Annotated in this window: 13 protein-coding genes; 7 read left to right on the top strand and 6 right to left on the bottom strand. The window is 70.5% G+C overall.

Translation table 11 applies throughout. From position 1 onward, the window contains the following. Positions 1-49 precede the first annotated feature (49 nt). Positions 50-511 carry a hypothetical protein gene (locus CG736_RS24880; protein ID WP_100588407.1) on the top strand — a complete coding sequence of 154 codons (462 nt, stop codon included), beginning with the start codon at positions 50-52 and terminating at the stop codon, positions 509-511. A 64-nt stretch (positions 512-575) separates the two neighbouring features. Here CG736_RS24880 and CG736_RS24875 read toward each other — a convergent pair whose 3' ends face one another. Next, the gene (locus tag CG736_RS24875) at positions 576-2,783 is read right to left on the bottom strand and encodes an MMPL family transporter (RefSeq protein ID WP_157815720.1); all 2,208 of its coding nucleotides are present in this window, start codon (positions 2,781-2,783) and stop codon (positions 576-578) included. A gap of 104 nt (positions 2,784-2,887) precedes the next feature. On the opposite strand from CG736_RS24875, the gene CG736_RS24870 reads away from it, so the two are divergent. Next, the gene (locus CG736_RS24870) at positions 2,888-3,472 is read left to right on the top strand and encodes a TetR/AcrR family transcriptional regulator (RefSeq protein ID WP_198520600.1); all 585 of its coding nucleotides are present in this window, start codon (positions 2,888-2,890) and stop codon (positions 3,470-3,472) included. Positions 3,473-3,517: 45 nt separating this feature from the next. On the opposite strand, the gene CG736_RS24865 is transcribed toward CG736_RS24870, so the two are convergent. Beyond that, positions 3,518-4,288: an SDR family NAD(P)-dependent oxidoreductase gene (locus tag CG736_RS24865; RefSeq protein WP_100588404.1), complete on the bottom strand. Its 771-nt coding sequence runs from the start codon at positions 4,286-4,288 to the stop codon at positions 3,518-3,520. A 101-nt stretch (positions 4,289-4,389) separates the two neighbouring features. Here CG736_RS24865 and CG736_RS24860 point away from each other — a divergent pair, with 101 nt between their 5' ends. Then, a complete protein-coding gene (locus CG736_RS24860) occupies positions 4,390-4,977 on the top strand; it encodes a TetR/AcrR family transcriptional regulator (RefSeq protein ID WP_100588403.1) in 588 nt (195 codons plus the stop codon). A 211-nt stretch (positions 4,978-5,188) separates the two neighbouring features. Here CG736_RS24860 and efeU read toward each other — a convergent pair whose 3' ends face one another. The 3 genes from efeU to efeO all read right to left on the bottom strand — a co-directional run bounded on the left by efeU (position 5,189) and on the right by efeO (position 8,625). Next, positions 5,189-6,037, bottom strand: coding sequence for an iron uptake transporter permease EfeU (gene efeU, locus CG736_RS24855; RefSeq protein WP_100588402.1), 849 nt, complete (start codon positions 6,035-6,037; stop codon positions 5,189-5,191). A 45-nt stretch (positions 6,038-6,082) separates the two neighbouring features. Continuing rightward, on the bottom strand, positions 6,083-7,375 hold the full coding sequence (gene efeB, locus CG736_RS24850) for an iron uptake transporter deferrochelatase/peroxidase subunit (RefSeq protein WP_100588401.1): 1,293 nt from the start codon (positions 7,373-7,375) through the stop codon (positions 6,083-6,085). Positions 7,376-7,473: 98 nt separating this feature from the next. Further along, entirely contained in the window at positions 7,474-8,625 is a 1,152-nt protein-coding gene (efeO, locus tag CG736_RS24845; RefSeq protein WP_100588400.1) for an iron uptake system protein EfeO, read from the bottom strand. Between the two features lie 329 nt (positions 8,626-8,954). Between efeO and CG736_RS24840 the strand changes: the two genes are divergently transcribed. From CG736_RS24840 to tgmC, 4 genes are all read left to right on the top strand, one after another. Further along, entirely contained in the window at positions 8,955-10,220 is a 1,266-nt protein-coding gene (locus CG736_RS24840; RefSeq protein ID WP_100588399.1) for a transcriptional regulator, read from the top strand. Positions 10,221-10,393: 173 nt separating this feature from the next. Beyond that, the gene (gene tgmA, locus CG736_RS24835) at positions 10,394-10,705 is read left to right on the top strand and encodes a putative ATP-grasp-modified RiPP (RefSeq protein ID WP_100588398.1); all 312 of its coding nucleotides are present in this window, start codon (positions 10,394-10,396) and stop codon (positions 10,703-10,705) included. After that, a complete protein-coding gene (gene tgmB, locus CG736_RS24830) occupies positions 10,702-11,652 on the top strand; it encodes an ATP-grasp ribosomal peptide maturase (protein WP_100588397.1) in 951 nt (316 codons plus the stop codon). The genes tgmA and tgmB overlap by 4 nt, the downstream gene beginning before the upstream one ends. Next, positions 11,649-12,797 (top strand): ATP-grasp peptide maturase system methyltransferase, encoded by a 1,149-nt coding sequence (gene tgmC / locus CG736_RS24825; RefSeq protein ID WP_232734155.1) that lies wholly within the window; start codon positions 11,649-11,651, stop codon positions 12,795-12,797. The genes tgmB and tgmC overlap by 4 nt, the downstream gene beginning before the upstream one ends. Positions 12,798-12,926: 129 nt before the next feature. On the opposite strand, the gene CG736_RS24820 is transcribed toward tgmC, so the two are convergent. Continuing rightward, complete coding sequence (locus CG736_RS24820; protein WP_157815719.1) at positions 12,927-21,182, bottom strand: hypothetical protein; 8,256 nt, start codon at positions 21,180-21,182, stop codon at positions 12,927-12,929. Positions 21,183-21,519 lie beyond the last annotated feature (337 nt).

The raw sequence follows: 21,519 nt of genomic DNA, 5'->3' as shown, positions 1-21,519 counted from the left end.
CACTACCACATGCCTCAGCTGGGCACCACCACATGGAGGAGAACGCACGATGAACCGACGTTCGATGAAGGGACTGACCCTGCTCGCCGCAGGCATGGCCGCCGTCGGCGCCCTGACAGCCGCTCCTGCTCAGGCCGCGACCACTGCCACGACCACTGCCACGGAGACCTGCAGCCCCTGGTCGCTCCAGTCCGGGCTGATGACCCAGGTCTGCGCCTCGATCACCGGCGGCAGCGTCCAGTTCCTCGGTCGGGTCGCCCTGGCCGGCCCGCCCACCCCCGACTTCCCGCCGCAGCCCCAGGTGCTCTCCACCACGCTCTCCGGCACGGTCGTCGGCGGCTCCTCGCTCGGCTCGATCGCGCAGAACGTGAACTTCCTCGCGAGCACGGTCACCGTCAACGGCCCGACCGGCACCGTCGCCTGCGGTTCGACCGTCAGCGGCACCTTCGGCGTCAGCAAGTTCGGCTGGGGCCCGTCCCCGGTCACCGTCAACGCCGTGGTCCCCTGCTGACCCGAGCAGCAGTGGGCCGGGCCCGGGAGTCTCGACTCCCGGGCCCGGCCCGTGTTCCGCTCCGTCAGACCCGTTCGGCGACCTTCGCGTCCGGCCGGACCTCGGCGGCGGGCAGACCGGCGCCCTCCAGGTCCACGTCGGGGGTGATCCGGTCGAGCCAGCGCGGCAGACGCCAGGCGCGGTCGCCGAGCAGGGCCATCGCGGCGGGCACCAGCGTCATCCGGACCACGAAGGCGTCGATGAACACGCCGACGGCCAGGGCGAATCCGATCGACTTGATGATCGGGTCGTGGTTGAACACGAACCCGCCGAACACCGCGACCATGATCAGGGCGGCGGCGGTGACGACCCGTCCGCTGCGCGCGACGCCGTGCGCGACGGCCCCGGCGGCGTCGCCGGTGTGCTGGTGGTGCTCGCGCATCCGGCTGACCAGGAACACCTCGTAGTCCATCGCGAGGCCGAACAGCACGCCGATCAGCAGCACCGGCAGGAAACTCGTCACCGGCGCGGCGGACGGGATGTCGAGCAGGCCGTTCAGGTGACCGTCCTGGAACACCCACACGGTGACGCCGAGCGCGGCGGCCACCGACAGCAGGAACCCGAGCACCGCCTTCAGCGGCACCAGCACCGAGCGGAACGCGACGGTCAGCAGGGCGAGCGCGAGGACCACGATCAGGCCGACGAACAGCGGCAGCGCGTCGGCGAGCTTGCCGGACACGTCGATCGCGGCGGCGGTCGCCCCGGCGATGTACAGCGTGCCGCCGCTCGCGGTGACGTCCGCCTTGTGGGCGCGCAGCCGGTCGACCAGGTCGCTGGTGGCCCGGTCGTCCGGCCCGGTGCGGGGGACGACCGGCACGGCGACGGTGCTGCCGTCCGCGTTCGCCGTCAGCCTGCCGACGGCGGCGACGCCCGGGTCGGCGGAGAGCGTGGCGTGCAGCTCGGCGAGCGCGGACTCGCGCCGGTCGGCCGGGATGCCGGTGGCGTCGACCACGGCGACCAGGGTGGCGTTGAAGCCCGGGCCGAAGCCCTCGCTGAGCAGGTCGTAGCTCTTGTGCTGGGTGCTGGCCGCGGGCTGCGAGGCGTTGCCGGGCAGGCCGAGCCGCAGGTCGCGGGCGGGCAGCGCGAGCGCGAGCAGCCCGACCACGCCGACCAGCAGCACCAGCAGCGGCTTGCGGGTCACGGCGCGCGCCCAGGCCGCCGACCAGGAGCGGGCCGGCTTCGCGGGGGCCTTCGCGGCGGCCTTCGCAGCGACCTTCGCCTTCGGCCGCGGTCGCAGGCGTTCGCCGAGCAGGCCGAGCAGCGCGGGTACCAGGGTGACGGCGACCAGCACGGCGAGCAGCACGGTCGCGGCGGCGGTCAGGCCCATCACGGTCAGGAACGGGATGCCGGTGACGGCGAGCGCGGCCAGCGCGATGATCACGGTGGCGCCGGCGAACACCACGGCGCTGCCCGCGGTGGCGGTGGCGCGGGCCGCCGACTCCTCGATCCCGCTGCCGGGTTCGGCGAGCTGCTCGCGGTGCCGGGCGATGATGAACAGCGCGTAGTCGATGCCGACGGCGAGGCCGATCATCAGCGCGAGCACCGTCGCGGTGCCGGTCATCTCGACCACGTTGGCCAGCAGTTGGGCGCCCAGCACGCCGATGCCGACGCCGACCAGCGCGGTCAGCAGCGGCAGCCCGGCGGCGACCAGCGAGCCGAGTGCGACGGCGAGCACGGCGAACGCGACCAGCACGCCGATCACCTCGGCGGGGCCGCCGACCTCGAAGGCCGGTTCCATCACGCTGCCGCCGAACTCGGCCTCCAGTCCGGCTTCGCGCAGCGGCGCGGTCGCGTCGGTCAGCGCGTCCTTGGCGCTCTGCGGGACGTCGTGCGCGGGGCGGTCGAACTGCACGTCGGCGAAGGCGATCCGCAGGTCCGGCGAGACGCTGTGGCTCTCGAACGGGTCGGCGACGTGCACCACCCCGGGTATCCCGGCGGCCCGGTGCAGGCTCTCCCCCACGGCGGCCCTGGCGGCGGGGGTGTCCAGGCGCCGGCCGGCGGGCGCGGCCACCACCAGGCGGGCGGAGCCGTCGACGGACTCCGGCAGCTTCCGCTCCAACAGCTCCTGGGCCTGCTGGGACTCGATGCCGGGGACGGTGAACTCGGTGCTGGTGGGCCCGGCCAGGGTGGTGCCGAGGGCGCCGATCGTCGCGAGCAGCAGCAGCCACAGGCCGATCACCCGGCCTCGGCGGCGGACCGCCCATCGTCCCCATGCGTACAGGACCGACGCCATCGCGCCCCCTCGTGCTCAGAACCAGTGGATTTTTGCACCCTAAGGTAACTTTGCAGTCGACTGCAAAATTACTGCCACCGGTAAAATCGGCTACCATGCCTCGCATGACCGAGGGAGCGAGGGAACGCGGCAAGGCCCGCCGCCGGGAGGCGATCCTGCGAGCGGCCTACCAGCTGTTCGCGGAGCGCGGCTTCGAAGCGACCACGATCGCCGACATCGCCGACCGGGCCGAGGTGTCGGCACGGACCGTCACCCTCTACTTCCCGACCAAGCTCGACCTGGCGACCTCCCACCTCGCCGAGTTCACCGACCGCCTCGGCCACGCCCTCAACCACCGCGAGCCCGGCACCACCACGCTGGAGGCCCTGGAGCGCTGGCTGCGCGCCGACCTCGCCGAGAACCCCGGCGACAGCGAGTTCGACGCGCTCTGGGAGACCATGCTCGACCGCAACCCCCAGCTGCGCGCCGTCGCCAACAGCCGCCTCACCGAGGCGATCCAGGAGGGCGCCCGGATCTTCGCCGCCGAACGCGGCGACGCCCCCGACGACTTCGGCCCCCGGATGGTCGCCGCCACCGCCGCCGCCGTCGTCTGCGAGCTCTACCTCCGCCCGACCGAGGCCCACCTGGACGCCGCCATGTCCTTCCTGGCCGCCGGCATCGCCACCCTCCCGCCCAGCCAGCGCTCCTGACGGACCCCCGGCCCCACCGCCACGCGGCGGGGCCGGGGCGCCCGCTCAGGCGAAGAAGCCGCCGTCCACGGCCAGCACGCTGCCGGTGATGAACGCGGCGGCGGGGGTGGCCAGGAACACCACGGCGGCCGCGAGCTCCTCGGGCCGGCCGTAGCGGCCGAGCGCGTTCAGGGCGCGCTGGGCGTCGGCGCCCGGGCCGTCCTCCGGGTTCATCTCGGTGTTCACCGAGCCGGACTGCACCACGTTGACGGTGATCCCGCGCGGGGCGAGCTCCAGCGCGGCGGCCCGGCTGTACGCGGTGACGGCGGCCTTGCCGGCCGCGTAGTCGGCGGTGCCGGGCCTGGTCGGGCGGACGGCCAGGTTGGAGCCGATGGTGACGATCCGTCCGCCGTCGCCCATGACCGGTGCGGCGGCCCGGATCGCGGCCGCGACCCCGCGCACGTTGATGGCGTACTGCCGCGCCAGCGCCTCCTCGTCGACCGGCTCGTCGACCGGGCCGGTGGCGATCACGCCCGCGTTGTTGACCAGGACGTCCAGCCGCCCGAAGTCCGCCGCGACGGCGCCGACCAGCTCGGCGACCTGCGCCGGGTCCGCCTGGTCGGCCTTGTACGCGACGGCCCGCCGCCCGAGCGCCTCGATCTCCCGGACCACCGCCTCCGCGCGCGGCGCCGATCCGCTGTGGCTGATCGCCACGTCCGCCCCGGCCGCGGCCAGCGCCAGCGCGGTGGCCGCGCCGATGCCGCGCGAGCCGCCGGTGACCAGGGCGGTGCGGCCGGCCAGTACGTCGGGCGCAAAGGTGGCAGTGGTGAGCGTCATGACGGTTCCCCTCCGATATGTGTACCGCTCGGTACACATCAGGGACGCTATCATATCGATCGGTACAGAACTCGACCGAAACCCACGGAAGGCAGGGCGACATGACGGGCCGTCCGCGCGCGTTCGACCTGGAGGACGGGCTGGAGCGCGCCATGCACGTGTTCTGGCGGCACGGCTACGAAGGCACCGCGCTGTCCGACCTGACGGCGGCCATGGGCATCAACCGGCCCAGCCTGTACGCCGCGTACGGCAACAAGGAGGCGCTGTTCCGCCAGTGCCTGGACCACTACCACCGCGGGCCGGCCCGACACGTCCGGGAGGCGCTCGACGAGCCCACCGGCCGGGCCGTCGCCGAACACCTGCTGCGCGGCACCGTCGCCTCGGTCACGCACGAGGGGAGCCCGGGCTGCCTGCTGGTGCACGGCGCACTGGCCACCGGCGAAGGCTCCGCCGCCGTCCGCGCCGACACCGCCGCCCGCCGCGCCGAGGGCCGCGCCGCACTCCGCGCCCGCCTCGAACGGGCCGCCAAGGCAGGCGAGTTGGCGCCCGGCACCGATCCGGCTGTGCTCGCCGACTACCTGAACACGCTCACCCACGGCCTCGCCGTCCGCGCCTCCGACGGCACCCCGGCCGAACACCTGCACCGCATCGTCGATTTCGCCCTGAGCACGTGGCCCGCCGCCGCCTGACGGTGCATCAGCTCGCTGAGCGGCGTGCGCGCGAGCCGTCGTGCGCCGGGCGCGCACACTGGGTCCACAATCGGAACGCATGCGTCCGCACGCCCCTGATGAACGGCTCCGGCGATCGGCAGGGCCGTACCCGGCACCCCCGGAAACGCCGAACCGCCCGGGCTCCGCATCCCTGCGGAGCCCGGGCGGTTCTGTTGGAAGCTTCCGACCGTCAGGCGGCCTTCGCCTCCGTCGCCGGGGCGGGCTTCGGCGCGGTGCCGGTCGCCTTCGGCTTGCGGAAGAAGAAGTAGAGCGTCGGGGTCAGGTACAGCAGCCAGATCACGACCTGGACCACCGTCGGGTTCGGCTGGAAGTTGAACACACCCTTCAGCAGGGTGCCGTACCAGCTGTCCACCGGAATGGTGGAGGAGATGTCGAACGCCAGCTCGTGCAGGCCGGGGATCCAGCCGGCCTCCTGCAGGTCGTGCACGCCGTAGGCGAGGACGCCCGCGGCGACGACCACCAGCATGCCGCCGGTCCAGGTGAAGAACTTCGCCAGGTTGATCTTCAGCGCGCCGCGGTAGAACAGCCAGCCCAGCACGGCCGAGGTGAGCAGGCCGAGGATCGCGCCGACCAGCGGGTTCCAACCGTCGCCGGTGGCCTGGACGGCGGTCCAGATGAACAGCGCGGTCTCCAGGCCCTCCCGGCCGACGGCCAGGAAGGAGGTGACCACCAGGGCGACGGTGCCCATCGCCAGCGCGGCGTCCAGCTTGCCGTGCAGCTCGCTCTTCAGGTGCCGGGCGGTGCGCTTCATCCAGAACACCATCCAGGTGACCAGACCGACCGCGAGGATCGACAGGCTGCCGCCGAGCGCCTCCTGCGCCTCGAAGGACAGCTGGCTGGAGCCGAACTGCAGCACCGCGCCGAAGCCCATGGACACCGCGACGGCACTGCCGACGCCGATCCACACCGGGCCGAGCCGGTCCTTGCGGCCGGTCTTGACCAGGTAGGCGATCAGAATGCAGACCACCAGGCTGGCTTCGAGGCCTTCTCGAAGGCCGATCAGGTAGTTGGCGAACACGGCGGTTCTCCTCGGTGGGGGCGTGAGGGTGATGGGGGCGGGGGGTCAGCCGAACAGGGTCTGGCCCCACCACTCGCCGGGCTTGCGGACTCCGGGCGGGCAGGCGAAGTGGGCGGATCCGACGTGCGTGATGTACTCGTTCAGCTTGTCGCTCGCCGCCAGCTTGGTCTGCAGCGGCACGAACGCCTTGCGGGTGTCGCGCTGGTACGCCAGGAAGAACAGGCCGGCGTCCAGGCGGCCGAGACCGTCGGTGCCGTCGGTGAACGAGTAGCCGCGGCGCAGGATCATCAGCCCGTCGTTGCTGTCCGGGTGGGCCAGGCGCACGTGCGAGGTGGCGGGCATCGCGGCCAGGTCGGGCGCGTCGCGCTCCTTCTGCTTGCCGTACGGGGCGCCTTCGATCTTGGTGCGACCGAAGGTGTCCTCCTGGTCCTGCAGCGAGGCGCGGTCCCAGGTCTCGATGGTCATCCGGATCCGCCGGGCCACCAGGTAGGAGCCGCCGGTCATCCAGTCCTGGCCGTCGCCGGGCGCCACCCACACGTGCTTGCCGAGCCCGTCCGCGTCCGTCCCGGCGATGTTGTGCGTGCCGTCCTTGAAGCCCATCAGGTTGCGCGGGGTCTGGCTGTCGGGCGTGGTCGACGAGGTCTTGCCGAAGCCGAGCTGCGACCAGCGGACGTTCACCACGCCCATGCCTATCCGGGCCAGGTTGCGGATCGCGTGCACCGCGACCTGTGGGTCGTCCGCGCACGCCTGGATGCAGATGTCGCCGCCGCTGCGGTTCGCCTCCAGCCGGTCGCCCTTGAACTTGGGCAGGTCCACCAGCGCCTCGGGCCGCTTCGCCTTCAGGCCGAACCGGTCCTGGCCGTCCTTCTCGAACAGCGTCGACCCGAACCCGATGGTCAGCGTCAGCCGGGACGCCGGCAGGCCGAGCGCCTCGCCGGTGTCGTCCGGCGGCGACTGCGGGACCACGCCGACCGCGCCGCCGCCGACCTCACGGCCGCCGGTGATCGAGGCGGCCGCCTTCGTCCACTCCTTGAGCATCTTGACCAGCGCGTCGCGGTCCTCAGTGATCACGTCGAACGCGGCGAAGTGCAGCCGGTCCTGAACGGGCGTCGAGATCCCCGACTGGTGCTCGCCCCAGAACGGCACGTCCTGGCTCTGCGCCGCGGCGGCCGGCGTGTCGCTCCCCATGGTCGCGGCAGCCACCGTGCCCACCCCGGCCGCACCGATCGCGACACCCGCGCCGGCCCAGCCGATGACGGCCCGTCGGCTGAGCCCGGCCCGCTGCTGAACCCCACCGGTCTCGGCGGGAGCCGCCTGCTGCTCGTTCTCGGCGTCCATCTGTGACGTTCCCTCTCGGACGTGACCTGCTCGGAAGTGACCTGCTGACAGCGGCTTAGCTTACGCTGCCCTTACTTCGCGTACGTGGGCAGTGCCGGTCACTTGACCACGACGGCGGCGGCCAGCTTCGACAGCGGCTCGCTCAGCGCGTTCACCGCGTCGGAGAAGGTCTTGCGCTCGCCCTCGGTCACCTTGTCGTACGAGGTGTAGGTGCCGTCGGCCTGGCGGTACTTGCCCAGCAGGCCGGTGATCTTCTCGAACTCGGCGTCCAGGGTCTTCGACAGCGTCGGGTCGTTCTCGGCGGCGACCGGCTTCAGCAGCTCGTAGGCCTGGCGGGCGCCCTCCACGTTGGCGGCGAAGTCCGACAGGTCGGTGTGGCTGTAGCGGTCCTCCTCACCGGTGATCTTGTTCTTGGAGACCTCGTCCAGCAGCTCCTTGGCGCCGTTCGCCATGCCGGTCGGGGTGATCTCCGCGCTCGGGACGCGCTTCTGCCAGTCCTTCAGGTCGGTCACCAGCTGGGCGGCGAGGGTCTTCTCCTCGTCACCGATCTTGCCGTCCGCCCACAGCGCCTTCTCCAGGCGGTGCCAGCCGGTCCACTGCTGACCGTCCTCCAGCGCGTCCTCGCGGGCGTCGGTCTTCGGGTCGATGTCACCGAAGCTCTCCGCCACCGGCTCGGTCCGCTCCCAGCCCAGGCGGGACGCGGCGAACAGCGACTTCGCCTTCTCCACGTCGCCCGCGGTGATCGCCGCCGCGAACTGCTCCACCACCGGGATGGTGGCGTCAGCCTGCTCCTGCGCGTACTTCCGGTAGTCCGCGACCGCCTGCGTCAGCCGGTCGTCCGTCTTCGCCGGCGCCCCCGAGGCCGCCGTCACCGTGATCTTCTGCCGGATGCCGTCACCGGTCATGCCCGGCTTGCACGCCACCTCGTAGGTGCCGGCCTTGATCTCCGCGTTGATGCTCACCTTGGTGCCCGGGCCGATGTTCTCCCGCTCGGTGACGATCTTGTCGCCCTCGGCGTACACGTACACCTCGGTCGTCTTGTTGCCCTTGTTCGCCACCGCCAGCTCGACGTGCCCGGCCGGGAACGAGGTCTTCGACAGCTCGCACTTGCTGTCCGTCGCCGTCACCTGCACCGGCCCGCTGCCGTCCGCGGACACCTTCCCGTCGTCCTTCTTCGAGCACCCCACCAACGCGGCACTCGCCACGGCGAGAACGAGGAAGGTCGCGGCAGTCGTACGGCGGGCGGGCATGCTCACTCCAGGGACGAAGGTACGGCGGACTCCACGGACACCCGAGGCTGTTCCCCGGCGCCGCTCAGTAAGCTAAGGCATACCTTATGTCCCCCATCCCCCGGGGTCGAGACCATCCCTACCCGCCCCCTCCCCCGCCACCCCACACATTTCGGCCAACCTCCCCATCCATCACGCCAGTTCACCCCCACCCCGACCGCCCCACCCCACCCAACGATGTGACCGGGGCCACGCCCCGACTCCGCGTCAACTCCGCTGGACCACACCGCCTGTGCACACGACCGGAGCCGGTACCGTCCGATACACGCCGCGGCGACAAGGGGACGGTCATGGCCGACAGCAACGACAGCGGGGAACGGATCGGCGAGCTGATCGCCGGCCGGCGGAAGTACCTCGGACTCTCCGAGGAGGACGTCGCATGCAAGCTAGCCGACGCCTCCGGCTACACCCCCAGCCGCACCGACGTGTGGCGATGGGAAACCGAGTACGAAGGCCGAACCCCGGGGCCGCAGTACCTTCCACACCTGGCCGAGGTACTGGAGCTGGACGAATCCCGCCTGCGTCGCGCCCGCGCCGCCACGAAGGCCGCCCGCCGGTTCAAGGTGTCCGCACCCGTCTCCTCCGCCGAGGTGATCGCCCGGCTCCTCCCCGCCGACACGGAGCTGTCCCCGCTCGGGACGACGACCGGACGCACCGTCGGCGCGGCGGACGCCGAGGCCCTGCTGCGCCGCGTCCACGGCATCCGGCTGGCGGACGACGTGCTGGCCGGCGGAGACCTGGTGGAAGCCGTCATCCGCGAACTGCGGTCGGCCATCAGGCTGCACAACGACACCTGTCACTCCGAAGCCGTGGGCCGCCGCCTGCTGTCCGGCGTGGGCGAACTCGCGCAACTCGCGGGATGGGTCGCCACGGACTCCGGCGGGCGGGCCGATCCGGTGCCGTTGTTCCGTCTCGGCGTCGCCGCCGCCAAGCAGGCCGAGGACGGCCCATTGGCCGCGCACCTGTTGGGCTCCTGGGGCTACTGGGAGGCCAACCGCGGCAATCTGCAACGTGGCTTGGACCTCGTTCGCGCCGCCGGACCCGAGATCTCCGGAGGACATGTGCGTGTCCGCTCCCTCACTGCCGCACGCCTCGCCTGGGTCTCCACCCTCGCCCGGGACCACCGCACCGCCTTGACGGCGATCGACACCGCGATGGACCAGGTGGACGCCGCCGACGAGAAATCGCCCGCCTCCGCCGACCCCCGCCGGTGGCTGTACTGGGTGAACCGGGACGAACAGGAAGTCATGCAGGCCCGCGTCTACACCCAGCTTCACCGGCCACTGCGGGCCGTGCCGCTACTCCGGAAGGTACTCGCTGCCTACGACGCCAGCCACGCCCGCGAGTACGCCCTCTACGCTTCCTGGCTCGCCGTCGCATTGGCCGACGCCAACGAACCGGAGGAGGCCGCCAAGTCCGCAGACCGCATGTTCGAGGTACTGGCGGGCCTCCCTTCTTCCAGGGCACAGGACCGCTCCAAGGCCGTCACCACCGCGCTTCGCCGCTTCCGAGAGGTACCGGAGGTCGTCGAGGTCCTTGAGCGATGGGGAGTCTGACGACGGTTCTGGAAGACGGATTGGAAGACATGTCGGCACTGTGATCCCCTCCTGACGGTGCGTAGTTTCGTACGCATGCCGCCCGGCGTGAGCAGAGCCGGCGCAGCCACAGGCCGTGGCATCACGCCGGGCGACCACCACCTCTACCGACTCAACACCCAGGAGGCGCTCGTATGTTCGCCCACTCCGACCGGGTTCCCACCGGGAGCCCGCTGCCGAACGGCATCGCATCACCGGTTCCGTGGGGCACCCGCCGGATGACGCCGTACCCGAACGCAGCCCCGGCGTACGCCCGAGTCGAGCTGGACCCCACCACCCAGAGCGGGCGCTACTTCGACACCTCGGGCGCGGTCATGGCGGTGCCCGGACACGGCACCAGCACCGGCACCAACCCGGCCACCAATACCGGCAACCCGTCCGACGGCTCCGGCCCCGGGGGCTCCGGCGGAGGCGACCAGGACGCGGGGAACGACAGCGACCAGTGACCGATTCGGATCCGGTTCTGGTCGTCACCAACCTGGACGACCCCACGACCGACCTGGTGACCGAGGAGCTGCACGGCCGGGGTGTCCCGGTCGTGCGCTTCGACTCCGGGGACTTCCCCACCACCTTGTCGTTCGCGGCCACCGTCACACCTCACGGCATCGAGGGAACCTTGACCACTCCGACCCGGAGGGCCGACCTGGCGCACATTCGCTCCCTGTACTACCGGCGACCCTCCGGGTTCACCTTCTCCCACCTGGACGGCCAGAACGCCCGCTTCGCCATCACCCAGGCCCGTTACGGCCTCGGCGGCATCATGGCGTCGCTGCCTGGCTGTCTCTACGTCAACCATCCGCACCGGATTGGCGACGCCGAGTTCAAGCCCTCCGGCCTGGCCGTCGCCGCCAACTGCGGGTTCCGCCTCCCGTCGACCCTGATCACCTCCGAACCGGAGGCTGCAAGGGCGTTCGTCGAGCGCCACGGCCCGGTGATCTACAAGCCGCTGTCCACCCCGCTCTACCGCGTCAACGGTGTGTCCTGCACGGTCGAGGTCGGCGACGTCGTACCCGAGGACATCGACGACGCGGTGGCCGGCACGGCCCACCTGTTCCAGCAGCGCATCGACAAGACCGCCGACGTGCGCGCAACCGTCATCGGCGATCGGGCGTTCTACGTCCAGATCGACTCAGACCTGTTGGACTGGCGCACGGACTACTCGCGGCTGACGTATTCGGTGGTACTGCCGCCGGTCGGTCTGGAACGCCGACTGCGCGCCTACCTCGACCGGTTCGGGCTGGTCTTCGGAGCATTCGACTTCGCTGTCGACCGGCGTGGGCAATGGTGGTTCCTGGAGTGCAACCCGTCCGGACAGTGGGCCTGGCTGGAGCCGGAGACCGGTCTGCCCATGGTCGCCGCGATGGCGGACCTGTTGGAGAGGACGACGACGTGACCACGGATGCAACGCTGCGGCGACGACTCGCCAATGCCCTGGCCACCGCCGGCCACCTGCGCACCGAGTCGTGGCGGCGCGCGGTGGAGGCGGTGCCCCGTCAGGAGTTCCTGCGCGGCGGGTTCTTCGAGCCGGTCGCGAATTCGGTCCCGACCGCGTGGCGGCCTGTGCTTCCCGAGGCCGATGGATGGCTGGAGCGCTGCTACGCGGACGAGTCCCTGGTCACCCAGATCGCCGGGACCATCGTGCCCCGCGACGTCCGCGGCGAGATCCTGCGCGCTCCCACGTCCTCCAGCACGATGCCGGGCCTGGTGGTGCGAATGCATGAAGACCTCCAAGTCGAGTCCCGCCAGCGGATCTTGGAGATCGGCACCGGCACCGGATACTCCACCGCGCTCCTGTGCCACCGACTGGGGGACGAGCTGGTGACTTCGGTCGAGGTGGACCCCGAGGTGAGCTTGCGTGCACGAAGCGCCCTCGGCACTTGCGGCTACCAGCCGGATCTGGTCGTCGGTGATGGGCTGCTCGGCCACCAGGACCGCGGCCCCTACGACCGGGTGACGGCCACGTGCGGCGTACTGGAGATCCCCCGGGAGTGGCTCGAACAGACCCGACCCGGAGGAAAGATCCTTGCCACTGTGTGCGGCTGGCTGTACTCCTCGGAGCTGGCCCGACTCACCGTCCACGAGGACGGCACAGCAACCGGCCGGTTCCTCGGCGGACAGGTCTCCTTCATGCTCGCCCGGCCACAACTCACTCCCCTGCTCGGCCTGCTGCCCGACCTCGACACGGGCGAGGAACGCCCGACGACCCTCGGGAACGACGCACTGGACGACTGGACCGCCCGGTTCGTCGCCCAACTTGCCGCCCCGCACGCCCAGCGGATCACCCTCGTCCGCGACGGCCGGAACGACACCGTACTGATCGACGTCGAGGCCGGAACCTGGGCCTGCCTCACGCAGGCCGGCGGCGACCGCTGGACGGTCCGCCAAGGTGGCCCGGACCGTCTCTGGGACCGGGTGGAGGAGAGCATCGCCCGCTGGCGCACCGACGGCGCACCGCCACTGGACCAGTTCGAGATCACCGTCGCCCCCGAAGGCCAGACGATCACCTGGCCGTCCGGCAGACCGACCCCAGGGGCATGACCGGGCGCGAGACACCGCCAAGCAAGCCGGGTAGAACCGTCCCCGCCACACAACGGCAGGGGACCGCCCCCGGAGCCCGTGGGCCCCGGGGGCGGTCGCTTCACTGAACGAGCAGTCACCGCGTGGGTGTTACCCCACGAACCGGTCCGCGTTCGCCCGGCGCCGCGCCCGGTACAGCAGCACACCGCCCAGCGTCAGCAGCCCGCCACCGGCCAGACCCACCGCGGCGAGACCCGCCGGCGAACCCGTGTCCGGCAGATGACCGCCCCCACCGCCACCGTGCTTCGGCGGCGCCGTCGGACGAGGAACCTTCACACAGCCCTCGCCCTTCTCCCGCTCCGGGCACTCCGAGACCGTCACGCACAACGACACCGGCCGGCTCTCCACCAGCTGACCCTGCGGGTCACGGCCTGAAGCCGTCGCCGTGTTGGTCACGTGACCGGCCTTCGCGTCCTCCGCCGTGACCACATAGGTCCCGCGGCAGGTCGTGCTCCCGCCCGGGTTCAACGTCGTCGCATCGCAGGTGACGTGCGTGACCCGGTCGTCGTTGACGGACACATCCGTCAGCACCGTTGTACCGGTGTTCGTCACCGTGTACGTGTACGTCACGGTGTCGCCCATCTGCGCGGAACCGGACACGTCGGCCTGCTTGACGATCGACAGCGACGACGCACCCGAAGTGGTCTCCACCGTCACCTCACCCGGCCCACTCTCCACCGGGCGACCCTCCGGGTCCACACCACCCGCACGGGCCGTATTCGTCACATGACCCGCCTCGACATCCTCCTCCGTAACCGTGTAACTGCCGTGACACACCGTGCTCGCACCCGGATCCAACGTCGTCGCATCACAGGTCACCGACGCGACACGGTCGTCCGCAACGGTCACATCGTGAACGACCACGGCGCCCGTGTTGGTGACGGTGTACGTGTACCGCACCGTGTCACCCACCCGGAACGGACCGGCGCTGTCGGCCTTCTTCACGATGGACAACTGCGCCTCGCCCACCACGGGAACATCCACCTCGCCCGGCGGGCTCACCACCGACTGGCCATCGGGACCGACCCCGCTCGCGTGAGCGACGTTCTTCACATGACCAGCCTGAACATCGGCGGCGGTGATCACATACGTGCCGTGGCACGCCGTGCTCGCACCCGGGTCCAGCGTCGTCGCGTCGCAAGTGACCGATGGAACGTGATCGTCCACCACCACGACGCCGTGAACGACCACCGTGCCCGTGTTCGTCACCGTGTACGTGTACTTGACGGTGTCACCGACGTGGAACGGACCGCCGGTGTCGGCCTTCTTCTCCATCGACAACTGCGCCACGCCCACCACCGGGACGGTCGCCTCCACCGACGGACTCACCACCTCCTGACCCCGCGGATCCGTACCTGCCGCATGAGCCGTGTTCGTCACATGACCCGCCTGCACATCGGCGGCCGTGATGACGTAACTGCCGTGGCACAGCGTGCTCGCACCCGGGTTCAGCGTCGTCGAATCACACGTCACCGACGCGACGTGATCGTCCACGACCGTGAGGTTGTGGACCACCGCCGTACCCGTGTTCGTCACCGTGTACGTGTACGTCACGGTGTCGCCCAGGTGGAACGGGCCGGCGCTGTCAGCGATCTTCTCGATGGTCAGCAACGCCTCGCCGACCACCGGCACCGTCGCCTCGACCGGCGGACTCACCACCGTCTGCCCCTGCGGGTTCGTACCCTCGGCGTGAGCCGTGTTCGTCACGTGACCCGCCGACACATCAGCGGCCGTCACCACATACGCACCGTGGCACAGCGTGCTCTCACCAGGGTTCAGTGTCGTCGTCTCGCACGTCACCGACACAACGTGGTCGTCCGCCACCGTGAGGTTGCTGACCGCCGCCGTACCGGTGTTGGTCACCGTGTACGTGTAAGTGACGGTGTCGCCCACATGAAACGGACCAGCACTGTCGGCCGACTTCTCGATGGCCAGCTGGGCTTCACCCACCACCGGGACGGTCGCCTCGACGGGCGGGCTCACCACCTGCTGGCCCTGCGGGTCCGTGCCCTCCGCGTGAGCGGTGTTCGTCACATGGCCCGCCGTCACGTCGGCGGCCGTCACCACATAACTGCCGTGGCACAGCGTGCTCGCACCCGGCGCCAGCGTCGTTGCGTCGCACGTCACCGAGGCCACGTGATCGTCCACGACCGCGAGGTTGTGAACCACCGCCGTACCCGTGTTCGTCACCGTGTACGTGTAGCTCACGGTGTCGCCCAGGTGGAACGGGCCGGCGCTGTCAGCGATCTTCTCGATGGTCAGCAGAGCTTCGCCCACCACCGGCACCGTCGCCTCGACCGGCGGACTCACCACCGTCTGCCCCTGCGGATCGGTACCCTCCGCATGAGCGGTGTTCGTCACATGGCCCGCCGACACATCAGCGGCCGTCACCACATAGCTGCCGTGGCACAGCGTGCTCGCACCCGGCGCCAGCGTCGTCGCGTCACACGTCACCGACACCACATGGTCGTCGGCGACCTTGAGAGCATTCACCACCGCCGTACCGGTGTTGGTCACTGTGTAGGTGTAGGTGACGGTGTCGCCCACGTGGAACGGACCGGCACTGTCCGCCTCCTTCTGGAGGCTCAACTCCGCGATGCCCACCACCGGAACGGTGGCCTCAACAGGCGGACTCACCACCGCCTGGCCCTGCGGGTCCGTGCCCTCCGCGTGAGCGGTGTTCGTGACATGGCCCGCCTGAACATCAGCGGCCGTCACCACATAACTGCCGTGGCACAACGTGCTCGCACCCGGCGCCAGCGTCGTCGAATCACACGTCACCGAGGCCACGTGATCGTCCACGACCGTGAGGTCGTGAACCGCCGCCGTACCCGTGTTGGTCACCGTGTACGTGTACGTAACGGTGTCACCGACATGGAACGGACCGGCGCTGTCGGCGATCTTCTCGATGGTCAGCAGAGCTTCGCCCACCACCGGCACCGTCGCATCGACCGGCGGACTCACCACCGTCTGCCCCTGCGGATCCGTGCCCTCGGCGTGGGCGGTGTTCGTCACATGGCCCGCCGTCACGTCGGCGGCCGTCACCACATAGCTGCCGTGGCACAACGTGCTCGCACCCGGCGCCAGCGTCGTCGCGTCGCACGTCACCGACGCGACGTGATCGTCCGCAACGGTCAGGGAGGTGACCGCCGCCGTACCGGTGTTGGTCACCGTGTACGTGTAGGTGACGGTGTCACCCACATGGAACGGGCCGGCGCTGTCGGCCGCCTTCTGGAGGCTCAACTCCGCGATGCCGACCACGGGGACGGTGGCTTCCGTCGGCGGGCTCTGGATCAGCTGGCCCTGCGGGTCCGTGCCCTCGGCGTGGGCGGTGTTCGTCACATGGCCCGCCGTCACGTCGGCGGCCGTCACCACGTAACTGCCGTGGCACAGCGTGCTCGCACCCGGGGCCAGCGTCGTCGAGTCGCACGTCACCGACGCGACGTGATCGTCCGTCACGACGAGCTCGCTCACCACCGCAGTCCCGGCGTTGGTCACGGTGTAGGTGTAGAAGACCGTCTCACCGAGACGGAACGGGCCGGCGCTGTCCGGCGTCTTCGAAATGGTCAGCTGGGCGTCGCCCAGGATCTCGATGGTGGCTTCACCGGGGGGGCTCTGGACGGGCTGCCCCACGGGGTCGGTGCCGTTCGCGTGGGCCGTGTTGGTCACGGAACCGGCGGTCACATCGGCGGCGGTGATGACGTACGAACCGTGGCAGAAGGTGCTCTCGCCGGGGTTCAGCGTCGTCGTGTCACAGGTCACGGTCGGGATGTGGTCGTCCGCGACGGAGAGGTCGTGCACGGCGGCCGTGCCCGTGTTCGTCACCGTGTAGGTGTAGGGAACGATGTCGCCCACGTGGAACGGTCCGGCGCTGTCGGCTGCCTTCTGGAGGACCAGTTCGGCCTTGCCGACCGTAGGAACCGTCGCCTCGGCGGGCGGGCTCACCACCGTCTGGCCTTGCGGGTCCGTGCCCTCCGCGTGAGCGGTGTTGATCACGTGCCCGGCCAGTACATCGTCCTCCGTGACCACATAGCTGCCGTGGCAGAGCGTGCTCTGCCCCGGGTTCAGCGTCGTCGTGCCACAGGTCACGGACGCGATGTGGTCGTCCGCGACAGTCAGGTTGTGCACGGCGGCCGTGCCCGTGTTGGTGACGGTGTACGTGTAGAGGACCGTCTCGCCGAGACGGAACGGGCCCGCGCTGTCCGCCGTCTTCTCGATGGTCAGCACGGCCTCGCCCACCACCGGGACGGTGGCTTCGGCCGGCGGGCTCTGCACGCCCTGGCCCTGGGGGTCGATTCCGTCGGCGTGGGCGGTGTTGGTCACCTGCCCCGCCGCCACATCCGCCGCCGTGATCACGTAACTGCCGTGGCACAGCGTGCTCTCACCCGGCAGCAGCACCGCGGTGTTGCACCCCACACCTGCGACGTGGTCGTCCACCACCGTGAGGTTGTGCACCTCTGCCGTACCGGTGTTGGTCACCGTGTACGTGTAGAGGACGGTGTCGCCCAGTCGGAACGGACCGGCGCTGTCCGCCGTCTTCTCGATGGCCAGCACGGCCTCGCCGACCACCGGGACGGTCGCCTGGGCCGGCGGACTCACCACCGTCTGGCCCTGCGGGTCCACGCCCTCCGCGTGAGCGGTGTTGGTCACCTGACCCGCCGTCACGTCAGCAGCCGTCACCACGTAACTGCCGTGGCACAGCGTGCTCGCACCCGGGGCCAGCACCGTCGAGTCGCACGTCACCGACACCACGTGGTCGTCGTTGACGATCAGGTCGTGCACGGGCGCGGTGCCCGTGTTGGTCACCGTGTACGTGTAGTGGACCGTCTCGCCGAGGTGGAACGGACCGGCGCTGTCGGCCGTCTTCTCGATGGCCAGCACGGCTTCGCCCACCACCGGGACGGTGACCTCCGCCGGAGGACTCGTCACCCGCTGCCCGTGCTGATCCGTGGCCTCGGCATGGGCGACGTTGGTGACGTGCCCGGCCTTCACATCCGCTTCCGTGATCACATAGCTGCCGTGGCAGACCGTGCTCTCCCCCGGGAGCAGCACCGTCGAGTTGCAGGTCACCGGTGCCACGTGGTCGTCGATCACCGCAAGGTCCTCGGCCGGGGCCGTGCCGGTGTTGGTGACGGTGTACGTGTAGGAGACCGCATCGCCCAGGTGGAACGGACCGGCGCTGTCGGGCGTCTTCTGGAGGTCCAGCAGGACCTCGCCGAACACCTCGACGGTCGCCTCGGCCGGCGGACTCTCCACCGTCTCGCCCAGCGGGTCGAGACCGCTCGCGTGCGCCGTGTTCGTCACATGGCCCGCTTTCACGTCCTCGGGCGTCACCACGTAGCTGCCGTGGCACGTCGCGACCTGTCCCGGGTCCAGCACGGTCCGGTCGCAGGTCACCGACGCCACGTGGTCGTCGTTCACGATCAGGTCGTGCACCGTCGCGGTGCCCGTGTTGGTCACTGTGTACGTGTAGTCGACGACCTCGTTCAGGTGGAACGGGCCGGGGTTGTCGGGCTTCTTCTCGATCGTCAGCTTCGCCACGCCCACCACCGGGACGGTCGCCTCGACCGGCGGGCTCACCACGTGCTGGCCCCCGGAGTCGGTGCCCTCCGCGTGGGCGGTGTTCGTCACATGGCCCACCGGCACATCAGCGGCCGTCACCAGGTAACTGCCGTGGCAGAGCGTGCTCTCCCCCGGGTTCAGGTCCGTCCGGTCGCAGGTCACCGACGGCACGTGGTCGTCGATGACGACGATGCTGTGCACGGGCGCGGTGCCCGTGTTGGTGACGGTGTACGTGTAGAAGACCGTGTCGCCTTCGCGGAACGGACCGGGGGAATCCGGCGTCTTCTCGATGGCCAACGCCCCGGCGCCGGCCACCACGACGCTCGCCTCCGCCTGCGGCGTGGTGTGCACGGTGCCGTCCGGGGTGGTGTAGGTGGCCGAGACGGTGTTGACGGTGTCCTGGGTGACGCCGGGCAGGTCGCAGAAGACCTGGTGTTCGGCGCCGGCGGGTAGGTCGAACGGGCCGCCGGCCTCGCAGGAGGGCGTGACGGGGTCGGTCAGGGTGACGCCGGCGACGTCACCGGGGCCGGGGTTGGTGACGGTGATGCGCCAGAAGGCGGTGCCGCCCGGCGGGATGGTGGTTGTGCTCCCCCATGGACCTGGCCCGCCCGGGCCGCAGTCGCCGGGGTTGGTCGAGGCGCAGACCTCCTTGATGATCTTCACCATCGGGGCGCAGTCCGGGCCCGGGTTCACCTGGAGGGTGACGGTGTTGGAGGCCACCGGCGTCTGGCCGTTGGTGACGGCGGTGGCCTGGTCGGAGACGGCGGTGACGGAGCAGTCGGCGGCCACCGTCGTCTCGAAGCAGATCTGCGGGGCGTCACCGACGAAGGTGACCTGCATCTGCGGGTTGCTGCCGGGCGGGAACGAGCCTCCGCCGAGCAGGGTGATGTTGGAGACGACCTGGATCGGCGAGTCGGCGATCGGGACGGAGGAGATGTCCGCCGTCTCGGTCGCGGGGTCGAACGGGAAGGTGCCGATGGTGCTGCCGTCCGCCGCCAGCACGGTCACCGAGGACTGGGTGAAGTCGACGGTGGACGGGTCGATGCCGAGGAGGCTGACCGCGCCGTAGGACCTGACATGTCCGGTGGCCCCGTCGCAGTAGAACGCGGCGGGGTTGAGGGAGGCCTGCGCCCTGGTCTTCTGGCAGGGCGAGGCGCCGGTGACCGGGTCCAGCGAGAACAGGTACCCGGTGTCGCCGAGGCTGTACTTGCACTGGCCGTCGTAGGCGTAGCCGTAGGGGCTGGTGTTGCCGCCGTTGACGTTGGGCGGGCCGTTGACGATGCCGCCCGTGCCGTACTGGGAGCAGGGGCCCTGGATCGTCCAGTCGTAGCAGTAGGAGGTGCTGTTCAGGGTCGGGGTGACGCCCCGGTAGATCCAGAGCGGGAACTCGGTCTCCAGGTGGCCGTTGGGGGCGGTGATGGTGAGCGGCACCTGGAAGTTGGCCTCGCCGGGTGCGACGTTGGTGCCGACCAGGGTGGTGAGGCCGGGGGGTGCGGCGATGGGGTTGCCGGCCAGGTCGAAGCACACGACGGTGCCGACCGGCGGGGTGACCTCCTGGTAGAAGCCGCCGACGATCGTGCAGACGCCGGTGACGGTGCCGGCCGCGTCGTGCATCTCGAAGACGTTGTCGGCCCGGGCGGGTTCGTCTGCGGTGGTCGGGGTGACCACGGTCTTCGGGGTGGCCCAGCCGGCGCACGCGGTGTTCGTGGACGGGTCGAAGCAGGACATCACCGTGGGCGCCGGGGCCAGTGTGTTGTCGGTGACGTAGATCTTTCCTTCGATCGTCCGCATGATGCCGGCGTAGTCGCCGCTGAAGGCGGTCTGGCCCTCGTTGGGCGGCAGGCCGATGTCGAAGGTGCCGCAGGGGGCGTTGGCGGCGGCGTCGTAGCAGAGGATCTCGCCGGTGCCGGACACCGCGTAGAGCTTCTGGTTCGGTGCCTGGACGACGCCGCCCACCACCAGCCCGGTGCCGTTCTGGAGCTCGGTGAAGCCGCAGCTGGCCTGGGTCTGGAGGTCGATGCAGCCGACGCCGATCACGGCGAGCTCGACCCGGCTGACCGCGGCGTAGTACAGCTTGGAGCCGATCTGCACGTAGGTCGGGGTGCGGGTGCTGCCGAGGTCGCCGGTGGTCGCTCCGGGCTCCGAGGAGTTCAGTGCCTGGGGCCACGTGGCGGGCGCGCCTGCGGGGGTGGGGCAGGGACCATTGGTGAGCAGGTCGGTGCAGACCACGCTGGCGGGGTTGGCGAAGCCGTGGTGGTAGATGTTCCAGACCTCGGGCGTCTGGACGCCGTTGATCGTGGCGGTGTACAGGATCGGGGTGAACCCGTCGCCGCCGGTGGCCGTGTTGATCGGCGTGAACGGCGGCGGGATCGATACCACCAGGCCGGTCGCGGGCGACGCGAGCTCCGGGTTGCGGGCCTGGACGACATTGGTCGCGACGCCTTGGTCGGTGCCGCTGAAACTCGTGCCGTTGTCGGTCGACCACTGCTTGGTGAAGCCGGGCGGCGCCTGAAGCGAGCCGGGCACATAGGTCTGGCTCTGCGGTGAGCTGCCCGGTCCGCCCTGGATCACGTCGGTGATCGTGGCGTCGACCGGGGCGCCGTCCGGATTCGTCGCGGAGACCACCCAGCGGACGGTGTCGCCGTGCCCGGTCTGGGTGGTGCTGCCGGTGGCGAGGTCGGTTCCGGTCTTGGACAGCGTCACCGGCAGCTGGCGGCCACTCGCAGCCGCCGGCGGGTGTGCGGTGGCGGGCCCCGCGAAGGACGCCGAGACCGTGGCGAACACGACGGCCAGCGGCACTGACGCCCGCGCGAGACGGCTGCGGATCGCCGCCGGCCCGTAACGTCTGTGCGCGCGTTCGCAGGGGGGTCGACGGCGTCTCATGACGGGTCCTCTCGATCGATCTGACGGTGAGTCTGCGCACGCAGCGCACACGAGTGGCTACTCACCGCGACCATACAATCGAGCATCTAGTCTGAAAATCCGTCAAATACGCTCAATGACCCACACGCTGGACGCGTTCACTCCGGCGGCTCACCGGCGCAGCACGAAGGCGCCCGCCGGCGGGGTCGCTTCCGCGTGCAGTGACCTGCACGTGGAAGCGGCCCCGCGGGCGGGCGCC

This window comes from Kitasatospora sp. CB02891 (assembly GCF_002803145.1).
Lineage (GTDB): Bacteria > Actinomycetota > Actinomycetes > Streptomycetales > Streptomycetaceae > Kitasatospora > Kitasatospora griseola.
Note: the sequence above shows the minus strand (reverse complement) of the source record. Positions and strands in the feature narration are given on the sequence as shown.